Below are 12,754 nucleotides of genomic sequence, written 5' to 3'. Positions count from 1 at the left end.
TTTCCTTTTCTTTCACCGGTCTCAACGCTACAATTAAAGCAAAACCATAGGGAGGAATCGCAGTTGAAAAAAGTCTGGATTGGTCTCGGCATTGCCCTCTCCTACATATTCATTGTCGGCTTCTTTTTCACCAATATGATGATGTACATAAAAAAGCGGTCAGATGAAGAAATTCTTGAGCGCGAAACGCTGGATGGCCATTACGTTCAAAAGGATTTCGATGAACTTAAAAAGGCAGAAGTCAGCATTCCGTCGGATTTCGGCTATGATATAAAAGGATACCTCGTCGCTCCTTATCAATCGGATCAATTCGTCATCATTTGCCATGGAGTTACGGTAAACCGCTACAACTCAGTAAAATATATGAATCTTTTCTTAAAGCGCGGCTATAACGTATTAATCTACGACCACCGCAGGCATGGAGAATCAGGCGGAAAAACAACAAGCTATGGACACTATGAAAAATACGATCTGCGGTCTGTTGTCCATTGGCTGAAAGAGAACTACGGTCAGCACATTACGCTTGGCATTCATGGCGAATCCATGGGGTCCGTCACAATGCTGCTTTACGCCGGCATGCTGGAAGACGGAGCCGACTTTTATATTGCAGACTGTCCGTTTGACAGCCTCGAAAAACAGCTGCTTTTCAGGCTTAAAGAAGAATTCAGGATACCAGGCTTCCTCGTCATGCCCATCGCAAGACCTTTTTTAAAATGGCGGGACGGCTATTCCTTAAAAGATGTATCTCCCATCCATGTCATCGATCAAATCGGCCATCCGGTTTTATTTATACACAGCAGGGACGACGCCTACATTCCCTCGGATTCTTCCAAGCTTCTTTATGAAAAGAAAAACGGGCTGAAGAAGCTTTATTTTGCCGAAAAGGGAGACCATGCCATGTCCTATACAGAGAACCGGGAGGAGTATGAACGGATTGTTGATGAGTTTTTGGGAGAGATCCAAACGACCGAAAGAGCAGGAGCAGCAAATAACACTCTCCAATAATATTCATTCAAAAAAGAGCATCTCATTTTAGTTGCTCTTCTCTTTTCCCTAATACCGTTATGTAAATCGATAGCTGGAAGCGGGCCTTCGTGAATTTGCAAGCGGATAATACGAGGTGTTACCGTACCGGCCGGCCATAGCTGCGAGCGAATCGGGATGAGTGATTTTGCAGCGAACCGGCTCATCCCTGCGGGCATAGACATTTGTTTGCCAGCTGATAGCTGATCAAGAGTTTTGCCAAACGCTCGCTTCTCCCTATTCAGTTTCAGCCAAAATTTATAAAATAGCCTCCCGCACCAATGCTGATAACGAACACTGCCGTCTGAATCCTAAGAATTTTTCTGGATACTCCCATTCTCTTTTGAAAATATGTACCCATTAGTTAAGATAAAGCCGAATAACCACAAATAATGAGCAGCCTGGGCCTCTGCTGCCGTGTAATAACGAAGCAGCCCCAATCCGAGCAAAATCATTCCAGCCGTCCCCAACGCAAGATTCCAATAGAGTGTCAGGTTTTCTTCTTTTTCTTTAATGGCTATTCTCCCCTTTCTTTAAGCCTCTTTAAATGGATTCACATTATTTCCCTTACCCGTTTAACAATCCAGCAAAGCTGTTTTCTGCTCTTTCATCGGAAATCACAGGAAAATTCGTTAAAATAATGAAACAATTTTCTCACCTCTTCCGTTTCACGGGTATACAGCGAATAAAGGGGAGAAAAACATGAAAACATGGAAAAAAATTTCAGCAAGTATTCTGACTGCTTCTGCATTGGTGATCACAGTCCCTCAAGGAGCAAGCGCACACAATCATGTTCCTTATATTTTCACACTTCCTGATTCCGGAATTGTACAAGAGGGCTCCCGCGGGGAAAATGTAGAAATTATTCAGCGTTCATTGAATAAGGCGGCAGAGGCAAATCTCTCAGTTGACGGAATCTTCGGGCCTAAGACCACAAGCTGGGTGTATCATTATCAAAAAGCGAAAGGCTTAAAAGCCGACGGCATTTACGGACCAAAAACACATGAAGCCCTGTCTATTGAAATAAATTCTTTTGGCCTCCCTAATACTATCCTTAAAATAGGCGACCGGGGAAGTGACGTTTTAAAAGTTCAGCAAGGATTGAATGATCTGAGTTCCGGTCTCGCTGAGGACGGAATCTATGGTCCTAAAACAAAAGCAGCCATCCTTAAGTTTCAGCAGCGGTTTCCAGAACTTGCAAATGACGGCATTTACGGTCCTGAAACGAGAAAGGTTATGGAAAAAGTCCTTAACAGTTAATAAAAGTTTGCAAAAGAACAGCGGCTGCCGCTGTTCTTTTTTCTGTTCCCTGTTATTCTATTCTTACTACCTATTAAATTGGAGGCACTATGGCTAAACATATTCTAATTACAGGAGCTTCGTCCGGCTTCGGCATGCTCGCTGCCCTTGAACTTGGGAAAAAGGGGCATCGGGTGCTGGCTTCCATGCGCAGCCTGGAAAAATCCGATGATCTGATCAGGCTTGCCACAAAAGGCGGTTTTGCTGAGCAAATCAAAGTTCTAAACCTGGACGTCACCTCATCTGATTCCATTGCCGGGATTCAAGGCTTTCTGAAGGAAATAGAAAAGATTGACGTTCTCATAAATAACGCCGGTTATGCTCACGGAGGATTCGGCGAGGAAGTAACCATTCAGGAATACCGCGAACAGTTTGAGACGAACTTTTTTGGAGCGATTGCCGTGACCCAGGCTGTTCTGCCATTTATGCGGTCTGCAAAAAGCGGAACGATCATTAATTTGAGCAGCATCAGCGGCCTGGCCGGGTTCCCGGGAGTGTCTCCTTATGTTTCGTCCAAACATGCGCTGGAAGGATTCAGCGAGAGTCTGCGCCTTGAGCTGCAGCCATTTGGGATTGATGTCGTGCTCGTAGAGCCGGGATCCTACTCTACAAACATATGGACTGCAGGAAAAAAGGTATCAGCTGGTTTAATGGAAGGAACCTCCCCTTACTCTTCTTATATGAGGAAGATTGAGAAACAGCTCGAGCGCGGAAGCAAACATCACGGCCACCCTCAGGAAGTTGCTGATTTAATTGTAAAGCTATGTGAGAAAGAACGTGTTAAAAAGCTCAGGTATCCTATAGGCAAAGGGGTAAGGCTGACCATCCTGCTAAAAAGAATTCTGCCATGGACTCTATGGGAAAAAATGGTCTTTCGGATCCTTTTCAGGTAAGAATCTCTGCAGAGCAGGACTTTTAGACAGCCCCTTTATTTTTGTAAAGGCTCTTTTCCCCGTTTCCCAGCCTCCCCGCATACCACTGAATACCTCCAACTCCCCCAAGAAAAGGACTGCCTTTCAAAGAGGCTGGGACATATCTAAAATTGATGTCATTAAAGCCGAATATTTCTTTTGAAAAAGCTCTTTAACTCGGCTGTTGATTGCAGTTAGCAGGCATTCGCTTATCCATGGGCGGGCGGTGAGCCTCCTCGCCGCTTTGCGCCTGCGGGGTCTCACCTTTCCTGCTGGTCCCGCAGGAGTCTCATGCCTTCCACTCCAAACAACAGGTGGTAATAAATCAACATCATACATGAACAAAGCCTTTGAAAAAAACATGAAAACTAACAAAACCGAACGATTACGAAGCTCTATATCAGAGTTTCAAATAATAGTTCGGTTTTTTAATTAACCGGGAACCTTTTGTCTCAGCCTCTTTCCGTTATAGCGGGGCCCTCTGATTCTGATAAAGACCGAGAGCTCCATCTATCCATTCGTTGTCCATAAGTCTCTGTCCCGCTCTGTTTGACTGTCTATAATCAGGATTAATGGCGGTAAGGCCAAGGCTCTGCCATCTCTTTACACTTTCTTAATCAGCCTGCTTCCGGTACCGGTACTGCTGCCATTGGAACCGGATAAAGCATCCGATGCAGAAGCCCAGTATGGCAACAAAAGCTGCGAGGAAGACCATGGCGGTAAAGACATAAAAAAGAATCGTCCAGCCCATGGTGTATCCGATCAAACCGCCGCCCAAGCAGATGACGGCGATCTTTTGATTGAACTGCTGCTGATCGAAGTCTTCCGGAATATAGGCGGAAGCCGGTTTTTTCAGAAACGTTCTGGCTATTTTCATGACAGGGTTGACCTTAAACAGCAGACCGGAAAGTCCGGCGGCTAAAGGAAGCAGAAGAATCCAGCCCAGTCCTGTCAGCCATGCAGCCAGCACGGAGAGAACAATAAACCATTGGTTGGTCAGTACGAGAGGTTTAGGTATGGTTTTCATAATTTCCCACCTTGCTTATTGGATTAGATTGATTTTATCTTATAATAGAAGTTTTGTGAACGATTATGCCCCGGCTTTAACGTAAACAGCCGAAGCAGCGGCTGAAAACATTCCGCCTATAATAATAACAGCAGAGGTCCCTAAGCCTTCTGCAATCAGGCCAGCCAGAAAAGCAGCTCCAGGCATGAGTGACCACGTCATCAGCCGGCTCGTTGCCTGCACTCTCCCCATTAGATGATCAGGCGTCACGTTTTGGCGGAGCGTGGCAATGCATGGGTTCATGATGGATGCAGCAGCCGTACCCGCACTATTTAACAGGACAAGGAGCCAGAACGTTCCCGTAAAGCCGAATAATACGATTGATATACCTCCGGTAAAAGAGGAGAAGAACAGCAGTTTCCGGTAGGATGCCCTTTTATTAAAGTAACCAGCCATTAGAGACCCCCCGATTGCCCCAGCCCCGCTAAATGAAAGCAAAATTCCAATTTCAAACACAGAAAGTCTGATCGTATCTTTCAGATGAAAGATCAGGATCGTTAAAAACAGGGTCGTTCCAAAGACGGAAAGCAGCAAGGCCAGATTGGTGTAAAAAAGCGGTTTTGTTTTTAGGACAAAATGAAACCCTTCATTGGCATCCTTCCAGAAGGATTGGCTTCTTTTAGCCACTCCCGCTGCTGGAACAGAAATGCCGGCAACGGCGGCAAAAGCGGCTAAAAAGCTGAGACTGTTTATAATCAGCCCGGCGCCCGGACTGTACAGGGAGATGACCAGTCCCCCTGCCGCTGGCGCCATCAGAACAGACGTATTCAGGATGGCCGAATTAATAGAGTTGACAGCAGCAAGATCCTCTTTATTTACAAGATTTGGAACGTATGCAAATTGTGCAGTCTGATATACCTGGCTGAAGACGCCTATTGAAAAAGCACCGCAGAACAGCACCCAAAGCGGCAAAGCTTCCGCAAGAAAAAGAATCCCCAACAATCCGGTCAGCACAAATCTTCCAAAGTCGCAGATCAGCAGCAGCTTTCTTCTATCCATCCGATCAGCTAAAACCCCTGCAGCCGGCTGCAGGAGAACGGGCAGCCGTTCAGCGGCAGCGGCAAGTCCCATCATGATAGCCGATCCCGAAAGAGAGAGCACCATAAGCGGCACAGCAATCAAATAGATTTGATCTCCGAAGAATGAAATAAAATTGCTGCTCAAAAGCTTGTGGATTTCTTTATTTTTCTTTAGCCCTGGTTTTATGCCCCCCATTCGATATGCGTGTTCCCCCATCCTGCTTCACTTCCCTTTCAAAAAATCATCGAGTTCTTCAGAAAGTCCTTGCAGCGAGAATTGTTTCAGCAAGTATCTGGATTCTTTTACCTCTACCAGCCTTGCCCCTTTAAGTGTTTTTAGATGATGATGGACCGTCGTCTTCCCCATCCCGAGTTCATCGGTTATTTCCTGCAAAGTCCGGCCTTTTACGGAAAGCATTTTGATGATTTTCAGCCTGGTTTCATCTCCAAGCGCTTTATGTTTTTGAATGAGGGGGGCAGGCGGAATAAATGGATCATCCGGATAAAGACTTTCATTGGATGCCGGATAATAAAATACTTTCGTGTCCGGCAAATCCGCTTCAATGTTCCACGGACGGTAAATGGTGTGGGGGATGAGCAGAACGTGGTGAATACTCGGCTCAGGGGAATACGTCCTCCCCTCTGTCGCCCATTCTACAAATGGCTCAGGCTTCATTTTCTCGGCCATCCTCTTTTTCGATTCAACCTCTCTTTTCAGGATGCCGGCAAGTCTTTCTTCATCAGGCTTTACTGCCGCCTCATACCAGCCGGCAAGCGTTTCAATTAGATGCTTTTTCAGCCATTCCGTATCTTCCGTGCAGATCAGGTCAATATAAGCTGGAAAAAACGGATTCCAGCCGGCCGCATTTTTCAGCTCTTCCATTGCAGCTTCCTCTCCACTCGCCGCTTTTAGTCTCGTATTCTGCAAGCGGGATCCAAGGAATGGGAGACAAATGAAGGTGAAGGCTTCTTTTGACAGGGAATGGACATAGGCTGTGAATGTTGAAAGATTCTCAAAGCTCTCTTCATGCAGCAGCTGAAGAAGAGCCTTCCATGTGTTGTTTTTTTCTGTGTATTCCAGATGACGCAGCATCTCTTCCGTAAGAGAGTCTTTTATTCGCTCCCACTCCTCCTCTGGCTTCTCGAGTGTTTTAAGAAGCGGAGTGTTCGTAATGGCCGCAATGCCAAGGGCGGCCTCCCACAGTAATGAATAGCGGACTTCAACCTCATAGGTTTCCCGTTCTCTTCCTGTTTCAAATATGAATTCCATTTTCAGCACCTCCTTATATATTCTATATTTTTAGAATTATTAATTCAATAATTATAGAACTATTCTTGCAAAATAATCCAAACGGCAGGATTATTAAGCCTTTAGGCGAAAGTAGAATAAAACGATAGAAAGCAGGCGAAGAGATGATCGATTGCATTCAGCTTCCAATGAATGTTTTTCAGCAGGAGCGAACGATCCGCATATACCAGCCTCCCTCCTCCATCAGCACTAAAAGATATCCTGTTCTCTATTTACATGATGGACAGAATGTTTTTACAGATGAATCGGCGTTTGGCGGCGTTTCTCTTGACTTGGCAAATGTATTAGAAAAAAAACAATATGAAATTATCATTGCGGCCATTGATTTAAATCCTGCAGGGGAAGAGCGAATCAACGAGTTATGTCCTTGGGTCAGCGGCCTGTATTCGGAAAAGCTGCTTGGCGGCATAAGCACGGCTGGAGGGAAAGGATCCGCTTATCTTGATTTTATCGTTCAAGAGCTGAAGCCCTTTATCGATGATTCTTACCGCACCCTCCCACACGAAAACTATATGGCCGGCATTTCATTAGGCGGCGCCATTTCAGTTTATGCAGCTTGTATGTATCCCCAAATTTTCACGAGAGTAGCAGGGCTTTCATCCGCGTTTTACCGCAATCAGGAAGAAATGGAGAGGCTTTCGAAGGATACTGACTTGTCCTTCCTTAACCGGCTTTATTTGGATTGCGGGACAGATGAGGGCAGCGGGCATCAAACCGTAAGCCAGGAGTTCCTGCGATCCAATCAAAGGATCTTTGGGATTGTGAGTAATAAAGTGAAGGAAGCTCGATTTGAAGTTATTGATCACGGATGTCATCACTATTCGGATTTCAAGAAACGGTTTCCCAAGGTTTTGGACTATTTGCTGAACCCTATACAAAAATAAGCCAGCCACCTTTTATAAACGAATTGCGTTGTCCAAAGGATGCCATCGCCGCATCCTTTTTTTGTGCGCTCCGGGGCTGGAAATCAGAACTGAGATTTTTCTTTTCCGCCCATTGACATAATCTCCCTAAGCTTATATAGTTAGTTACATAAGTAATTAACCAACATAGTATAAAGGAGGTCTTGCTCATTTGATTGATGACAGCCGGCCAATTTATGTACAAATTGCTGAAAGGATTGAGAATGACATTATTGAAGGCAGTCTGCCGGAAGAAACTCAAGTTCCCTCAACCAATCAGTTCGCCGCTTTTTACCAGATCAATCCTGCTACCGCCGGGAAAGGAGTCAATCTGTTAGTGGATCAGGGAGTTCTTTATAAGAAAAGAGGGGTTGGCATGTTTGTCGCGGCAGGAGCTCTTGAAAAGTTAATGGAGAAAAGGAAAAAACAGTTTTACGATCAATATATTGTTACCATGCTTCATGAGGCTGAAAAGATAGGGATTACTGCTGTGCAGCTGCAGGAAATGATCCAAAAAGGGGCGAACATACGATGAATCCTATTCTAGAGGTAAACGGACTTACAAAGACTTACGGTGATACAGCAGCGGTGAAAAACATCAGCTTTTCACTGGAGCCTAATAAAATTTATGGCCTGCTGGGAAGGAACGGTGCAGGCAAAACCACCATCATGAATATGATTACAGCCCGGCTTTTCCCGTCTGAGGGAGACATTAAGGTGTTTGGAGAAGCCCCATTTGAAAATCAAGCGGTTCTGAGCCAGGTGTGCTTCATTAAAGAGAGTCAGAAATACCCTGATATCATCCATATTGCTGATTTGCTGGATATTTGCTCTGCGATCTTCCCAAATTGGGACCAGAAATACGCTGATTCCTTAATTAAAGACTTTACCCTTCCTCTCAACCGCAAGATGAAAAAACTGTCCCGCGGGATGCTCTCCTCTGCAGGGATTGTCATTGGTCTTGCAAGCAGAGCGCCCTTAACTATATTTGATGAACCTTACCTTGGCCTTGATGCTGTAGCCAGAAACATTTTCTATGATCACCTGATTGAGGATTACAGCCAACACCCTCGAACCATTATTCTATCGACACACCTGATTGACGAGGTCAGCAAAATTCTGGAGCATGTACTGGTCATTGACAATGGGAATCTGATTATTAATGAAGACGCCGAGGACATTCGCGGAAAAGCCTTTACTGTGGTGGGCCCTGCTTTAAAAGTCACTGAATATATAAAAGGGAAAGAAGCACTGAAGCGGGAAGCGTTTGGAGGACTTATTTCGGCTACAGTCCTGGGGCATTTAAGCCCATCCGATAAACTGCTTGCAGATCAATCAGGCCTGGAAATTGCCCCGGTCTCCATGCAGCAGCTGATTATCCATTTAACAAGCGCTTCAGCCAATTTAAAGGAGGCAAAAGCTCAATGAATTCAATGACTGCAGTCATGAAAATGCATGTGAAATACAAATTCACTCTTTTATACCTTCCTTGGATCATCACCTTGTCAAGCCTTGCGATTAACTATCTGATTGCTTTTATCATTCAAACGGAAGAGGGATTTTATACGGGCGGAATCATGACCATATTTGTATTTATGTTTGTCTCAGGCATCGTTCTCACTTCTCAAATATTCCCTTTTTCTCTCGACTTGAGCCTGCGGCGGAAGGATTACTTTAAAGGAACGATGGCTGTTTTTATTATAACCAGTATAGCAACCGCTCTGCTTCTTTCTGTCTTTTCCATTCTCGAAAGCCGGGTGACCGGAGGCTGGGGCTTTCAAATCCATTATTTCAGCCTGCTGAACGTCTTTAATCAAAACCCGCTCTGGCAGTTCTGGATCTTCTTCGTTCTATTAATCTACAACTTTATGTTCGGATTTTTAATAGCGAGCCTGTATCAGCGATTTGGCAAAAACGGTCTTTATATTTTCTTCTCTGTTCTTGGACTTCTGGTGACAGGATTAAGCTTTGTTTTTACCTATTTTCAATGGTGGGCTCCTTTCTTTCAATTTTTTGCAGACCATCCGGACAATGCCGCATTATCCATTCTTTTCATCAGCCTGGCTTGCCCTTTCTTCTCTTACTTGCTTCTCCGCAAAGCATCTATTTAATCTTCATGCAGGGATCGCTCTTGCGCATCCCTGTTTTTTACGCGTTTTGTCTGACAAACATGAAACCCACGCGTTGTCTGACAAGTTTATCTGACATCCACCTGAACACACCCTTTTTCCGCTGCCAAACCGGCTCTTCGCCGCGTAAAAAAAGAGAGGCGCTTCAGCGCCTCTCTTCTTATAGTACATCCGTTACATCTTCCATATTTTCGCGCATCCAGGCAATTGCATCATCAATCGTCGGAAATTCCTGGGCCTGGAACGTCATTTCGTCCTGCAGGAGCCAGACGTTCTTTTGCTCGTCATGGATTCCTCCGATTGACCAGTGCATCAGACTGAATGGATGATTGTTGTTTAAGAATGATACCCATGTCTTGTCCTGGGCAATGTTTTTCATCGATTGGAATTTGTCTTTTTTCATGATGTCTTCCTCACTTAACGACTAAACTCATGCGCGGATTGAGCATTTGTGACGGGCTTTTCAGCGCAAAGGTGTTGGCGGATTCAAGAAAATCTACGGTCATGTTTTCATCTAAAAAGACCATTTTTGTCTTTTCCAGATAGACCGGCTGAAAATTGGTTTCAATCTTCAGATCATCCTCATCTGTTTCCTTCACAAGCCACAGTGCTGCGACCCCTGATACGACACAGCCGCAACCCTCTGTATCATATTTCAGCTTTAGATAAGCTTCCGGGTTTTCAGTTAAACTTGGCTCAATTCGTTCTATTGCTTTTTCTGTAAATGTTACCTTCATGTCCTGCACCTTCTTTTAGATGATGTATGGACAGTGTATCACATTCTTATGCGCAATGCCTGGATGATGCAAGGGACCGTTGCTTTTTCAATTGGTTCAGATTAACATTAGAGTATCTTTTTTCTGGAAAGGAGGACTCTTGTGTCTAAAGTTCAGATCAAAATATTGGATAATGGCCCTTTCCGTGTGACTGGCGATGTGGAGCTGATTGACGCAGATGGAAATGTGTATCCGGCGAAGCCCGCTTTCTCGTTATGCCGCTGCGGCCAGTCTCAAAAAATGCCTTACTGTGACGCTACACATAAAGGCAAATTTGACTCATGCGTGCGTGCTGAAAAAGAACTGGATTAATTTCATTGGGGGGTGGGAATATGAAGGTCCGCGTGTTAAAGCCTGTTTTTGCTGATTCAGCCAGCCAGCTCGTTCATACAGCTAACCAGTTTGAAGAAAGAATCCTGATTCAAAAAGAGCATTGGGTCATTGATGCGAAGAGCCTTTTAGGGGTACTGGCCCTTTCCCTTCAGCCTGGGGATGCAGTTGAAATTGCGGCGGAAGGAAGTGCTTCGGCAGAGGAAGCATTTCTCGGTCTGGGACTTTTTGAAAAGGAATAATTTCAAGAAAGACCAATTGGGTGATGCCAATTGGTCTTTCCCGTTTACTCCCCGTGCTCCTCAATCCTGACAATCTGTGTGATTGGAATCGTGCGGCGCTTTCCCGCTGCATCGACTACCCGAATCGCCTGTGCCGTTTGGTCGAGAAAATGAATGTGCCCGGTATAAGGAACAAGCTGTTCGTGCTCGTGAATGGTGAAGCGGAGCGGCTGATGATGTTCCATTGCTATGCAGATGATTTCGTTAAACTCTTCCAGCTGCTGTTCGTCGATTTCCGGCTTCGCTGTATGCCGCTCTTCCTCTTTCCATTGCCGCAGCAGCTTGACATGCTCCGGCAGCATCATGGAGGTCCATTTGATGTTTCCCCGATCGCGTATCATACGTTTCCGTTTCCCCCTTTCTTAAGCCTTATGCCCGCCGACGAGTGTTGCACGGTGTCTCGCGGTTCCCGCCTTCGTATAGGAAACGGCGCGGAGCAGGGAGTCAGAGCCGTATTTGCTTCGGATAGAATCCATGACATACCCGAGAGTCCGGTGCTTCTCCCGGTCGGGCTGAAACAGGTTAAGCTGGCTTTCCGCGTCCTCTTCAATATTGGAAAGAGCAATTGAAATTTTGCGGACCGTTTTTCCATCATAAAATTCATCAAACAGCTCAAGACACGTGCGGTAGAGGTCCATCGTAATATTGGTCGGCTCCTCCATCGTCCGCGAGCGGTAAAAACCTCCGCCGAGCTCATCCTTGCTGTATCCGACTCCGAAGCTGACCGTTCGGCCGGCCCGGCAGTGATGGCGGGCCCTCCGAGCTACTTCCTCGCACATTTCAAGGATCACATGCCTGATTTCCTTTGGATCGGTATAATCGCGCATCAGAATCTGGCTTTTGCCGAAGCTGATCTGCCCCTGCAAAATCGGTTCGCCAATATCAGAGAGATCCACCCCCCATGCATGATAATAAAGCTGATTTCCCATGATGCCGAATTTTTTCTCCAGCCGCTCAAGCGGGTAGCGGGCGAGCTGGCCGATGCTGAAAATCCCCATCCGGTTCAGGTTTTTTTCCATTCTGCCGCCAATGCCCCACATTTGGCTCAAAGGCTTTAGATTCCAAAGCTTCGTTTCTACGTCATCATAGGTCCATTCCGCCACACCGGTCTTTTTCGCCTCGATGTCAAGGCAAACCTTGGACAGCAGCATATTCGGACCGATGCCGATTGCACATGGAAGCTGGAATTCCCGTTCCATTTCACTTCTGATTTTCCAGGCGATTGTGGTCGCATCCCCCCAAAGGTGCTCCACCCCGTCTACTTGAATAAAGCTTTCATCGACGCTGTAAATGTGGATTGCCTCCCGCGGAACATACCGGTGAAACATTTTGGAAAGCTCCGTTGAAATCCGGATAAACATCGCCATCTTCGGATTTACCACATGAATCCGGGGATCGTCCGGAATTTCAAACTTTCTTGATCCTGTTTTAATATTGAAATCCTTTTTCAGCCGGGGAGATGCGGCCAGCACCACGCTTCCCTGCCGTTCGGTATCACCGACTACAGCAAGATAGCACGTGTGCGGATCAAGCCCCATCAGAACCGCCGCGCAGCTCGCATAAAAGCTTTTCATATCAATGCAAAGAATTTTCTTTTTGGGAAGCTGGTCATACTCCATCTCACTTACCCCTCCAACAAGAATGTGTGTTCGTAGTTCTATTATACCGCTAATCATAATCGAATAAACGTTCGTGTTCAATGGTAGTTT

Annotated in this window: 16 protein-coding genes; 9 read left to right on the top strand and 7 right to left on the bottom strand. The window is 45.7% G+C overall.

The annotated features are described in order from the left end of the window. The first annotated feature begins 63 nt into the window (after nt 1–63). From ACQCV8_RS07240 to ACQCV8_RS07230, 3 genes are all read left to right on the top strand, one after another. Complete coding sequence (locus ACQCV8_RS07240) at nt 64–1,005, top strand: alpha/beta hydrolase (RefSeq protein WP_426843905.1); 942 nt, start codon at nt 64–66, stop codon at nt 1,003–1,005. A gap of 720 nt (nt 1,006–1,725) precedes the next feature. Further along, a complete protein-coding gene (locus tag ACQCV8_RS07235; protein WP_426843904.1) occupies nt 1,726–2,283 on the top strand; it encodes a peptidoglycan-binding domain-containing protein in 558 nt (185 codons plus the stop codon). An 89-nt stretch (nt 2,284–2,372) separates the two neighbouring features. Beyond that, nucleotides 2,373–3,215, top strand: coding sequence for an SDR family oxidoreductase (locus tag ACQCV8_RS07230; protein WP_426843903.1), 843 nt, complete (start codon nt 2,373–2,375; stop codon nt 3,213–3,215). Nucleotides 3,216–3,846: 631 nt separating this feature from the next. Here the strand turns inward: ACQCV8_RS07230 and ACQCV8_RS07225 are convergent. From ACQCV8_RS07225 to ACQCV8_RS07215, 3 genes are all read right to left on the bottom strand, one after another. After that, nucleotides 3,847–4,260: a DUF4395 domain-containing protein gene (locus ACQCV8_RS07225; RefSeq protein ID WP_426843902.1), complete on the bottom strand. Its 414-nt coding sequence runs from the start codon at nt 4,258–4,260 to the stop codon at nt 3,847–3,849. Between the two features lie 63 nt (nt 4,261–4,323). Further along, nucleotides 4,324–5,535 carry an MFS transporter gene (locus ACQCV8_RS07220; protein ID WP_426843901.1) on the bottom strand — a complete coding sequence of 404 codons (1,212 nt, stop codon included), beginning with the start codon at nt 5,533–5,535 and terminating at the stop codon, nt 4,324–4,326. A 6-nt stretch (nt 5,536–5,541) separates the two neighbouring features. Next, nucleotides 5,542–6,588, bottom strand: coding sequence for an ArsR/SmtB family transcription factor (locus ACQCV8_RS07215; RefSeq protein WP_426843900.1), 1,047 nt, complete (start codon nt 6,586–6,588; stop codon nt 5,542–5,544). Between the two features lie 143 nt (nt 6,589–6,731). Between ACQCV8_RS07215 and ACQCV8_RS07210 the strand changes: the two genes are divergently transcribed. The 4 genes from ACQCV8_RS07210 (at nt 6,732) to ACQCV8_RS07195 (ending at nt 9,640) form a co-directional block, all read left to right on the top strand. Continuing rightward, nucleotides 6,732–7,511 carry an alpha/beta hydrolase gene (locus ACQCV8_RS07210; protein ID WP_426843899.1) on the top strand — a complete coding sequence of 260 codons (780 nt, stop codon included), beginning with the start codon at nt 6,732–6,734 and terminating at the stop codon, nt 7,509–7,511. A gap of 193 nt (nt 7,512–7,704) precedes the next feature. Next, nucleotides 7,705–8,064: a GntR family transcriptional regulator gene (locus ACQCV8_RS07205; RefSeq protein ID WP_426844243.1), complete on the top strand. Its 360-nt coding sequence runs from the start codon at nt 7,705–7,707 to the stop codon at nt 8,062–8,064. Further along, nucleotides 8,061–8,957 (top strand): ABC transporter ATP-binding protein, encoded by an 897-nt coding sequence (locus ACQCV8_RS07200; protein WP_426843898.1) that lies wholly within the window; start codon nt 8,061–8,063, stop codon nt 8,955–8,957. Before ACQCV8_RS07205 ends, ACQCV8_RS07200 begins: the two co-directional genes overlap by 4 nt. After that, the gene (locus ACQCV8_RS07195) at nt 8,954–9,640 is read left to right on the top strand and encodes a hypothetical protein (RefSeq protein ID WP_426843897.1); all 687 of its coding nucleotides are present in this window, start codon (nt 8,954–8,956) and stop codon (nt 9,638–9,640) included. The genes ACQCV8_RS07200 and ACQCV8_RS07195 overlap by 4 nt, the downstream gene beginning before the upstream one ends. A gap of 178 nt (nt 9,641–9,818) precedes the next feature. On the opposite strand, the gene ACQCV8_RS07190 is transcribed toward ACQCV8_RS07195, so the two are convergent. Both ACQCV8_RS07190 and ACQCV8_RS07185 read right to left on the bottom strand, forming a co-directional pair. After that, the gene (locus ACQCV8_RS07190; RefSeq protein WP_123917490.1) at nt 9,819–10,061 is read right to left on the bottom strand and encodes a DUF2552 family protein; all 243 of its coding nucleotides are present in this window, start codon (nt 10,059–10,061) and stop codon (nt 9,819–9,821) included. A 10-nt stretch (nt 10,062–10,071) separates the two neighbouring features. Next, nucleotides 10,072–10,395: an iron-sulfur cluster biosynthesis family protein gene (locus ACQCV8_RS07185; RefSeq protein WP_426843896.1), complete on the bottom strand. Its 324-nt coding sequence runs from the start codon at nt 10,393–10,395 to the stop codon at nt 10,072–10,074. Between the two features lie 141 nt (nt 10,396–10,536). Between ACQCV8_RS07185 and ACQCV8_RS07180 the strand changes: the two genes are divergently transcribed. Next, the gene (locus ACQCV8_RS07180) at nt 10,537–10,746 is read left to right on the top strand and encodes a CDGSH iron-sulfur domain-containing protein (protein WP_426843895.1); all 210 of its coding nucleotides are present in this window, start codon (nt 10,537–10,539) and stop codon (nt 10,744–10,746) included. A 20-nt stretch (nt 10,747–10,766) separates the two neighbouring features. Then, nucleotides 10,767–11,006: an HPr family phosphocarrier protein gene (locus ACQCV8_RS07175; RefSeq protein ID WP_426843894.1), complete on the top strand. Its 240-nt coding sequence runs from the start codon at nt 10,767–10,769 to the stop codon at nt 11,004–11,006. A gap of 44 nt (nt 11,007–11,050) precedes the next feature. Here the strand turns inward: ACQCV8_RS07175 and ACQCV8_RS07170 are convergent, their stop codons facing one another. After that, entirely contained in the window at nt 11,051–11,386 is a 336-nt protein-coding gene (locus tag ACQCV8_RS07170; RefSeq protein WP_426843893.1) for a YolD-like family protein, read from the bottom strand. Nucleotides 11,387–11,407: 21 nt separating this feature from the next. Beyond that, nucleotides 11,408–12,664 (bottom strand): DNA polymerase thumb domain-containing protein, encoded by a 1,257-nt coding sequence (locus ACQCV8_RS07165; RefSeq protein ID WP_426844242.1) that lies wholly within the window; start codon nt 12,662–12,664, stop codon nt 11,408–11,410. Nucleotides 12,665–12,754 lie beyond the last annotated feature (90 nt).

Source organism: Metabacillus sp. 84 (genome assembly GCF_050107715.1).
GTDB lineage: Bacteria > Bacillota > Bacilli > Bacillales > Bacillaceae > Metabacillus_B.
Note: the sequence above shows the minus strand (reverse complement) of the source record. Positions and strands in the feature narration are given on the sequence as shown.

What these genes read in the sequence shown, in the direction of transcription:
- ACQCV8_RS07235 (WP_426843904.1), top strand. Translation starts at nt 1,726, where the DNA reads ATGAAAACATGGAAAAAAATTTCAGCAAGTATTCTGACTGCTTCTGCA.
- ACQCV8_RS07230 (WP_426843903.1), top strand. Translation starts at nt 2,373, where the DNA reads ATGGCTAAACATATTCTAATTACAGGAGCTTCGTCCGGCTTCGGCATG.
- ACQCV8_RS07225 (WP_426843902.1), bottom strand. Translation starts at nt 4,260, where the DNA reads ATGAAAACCATACCTAAACCTCTCGTACTGACCAACCAATGGTTTATT.
- ACQCV8_RS07220 (WP_426843901.1), bottom strand. Translation starts at nt 5,535, where the DNA reads ATGGGGGAACACGCATATCGAATGGGGGGCATAAAACCAGGGCTAAAG.
- ACQCV8_RS07215 (WP_426843900.1), bottom strand. Translation starts at nt 6,588, where the DNA reads ATGGAATTCATATTTGAAACAGGAAGAGAACGGGAAACCTATGAGGTT.
- ACQCV8_RS07210 (WP_426843899.1), top strand. Translation starts at nt 6,732, where the DNA reads ATGATCGATTGCATTCAGCTTCCAATGAATGTTTTTCAGCAGGAGCGA.
- ACQCV8_RS07200 (WP_426843898.1), top strand. Translation starts at nt 8,061, where the DNA reads ATGAATCCTATTCTAGAGGTAAACGGACTTACAAAGACTTACGGTGAT.
- ACQCV8_RS07195 (WP_426843897.1), top strand. Translation starts at nt 8,954, where the DNA reads ATGAATTCAATGACTGCAGTCATGAAAATGCATGTGAAATACAAATTC.
- ACQCV8_RS07190 (WP_123917490.1), bottom strand. Translation starts at nt 10,061, where the DNA reads ATGAAAAAAGACAAATTCCAATCGATGAAAAACATTGCCCAGGACAAG.
- ACQCV8_RS07185 (WP_426843896.1), bottom strand. Translation starts at nt 10,395, where the DNA reads ATGAAGGTAACATTTACAGAAAAAGCAATAGAACGAATTGAGCCAAGT.
- ACQCV8_RS07175 (WP_426843894.1), top strand. Translation starts at nt 10,767, where the DNA reads ATGAAGGTCCGCGTGTTAAAGCCTGTTTTTGCTGATTCAGCCAGCCAG.
- ACQCV8_RS07170 (WP_426843893.1), bottom strand. Translation starts at nt 11,386, where the DNA reads ATGATACGCGATCGGGGAAACATCAAATGGACCTCCATGATGCTGCCG.
- ACQCV8_RS07165 (WP_426844242.1), bottom strand. Translation starts at nt 12,664, where the DNA reads ATGGAGTATGACCAGCTTCCCAAAAAGAAAATTCTTTGCATTGATATG.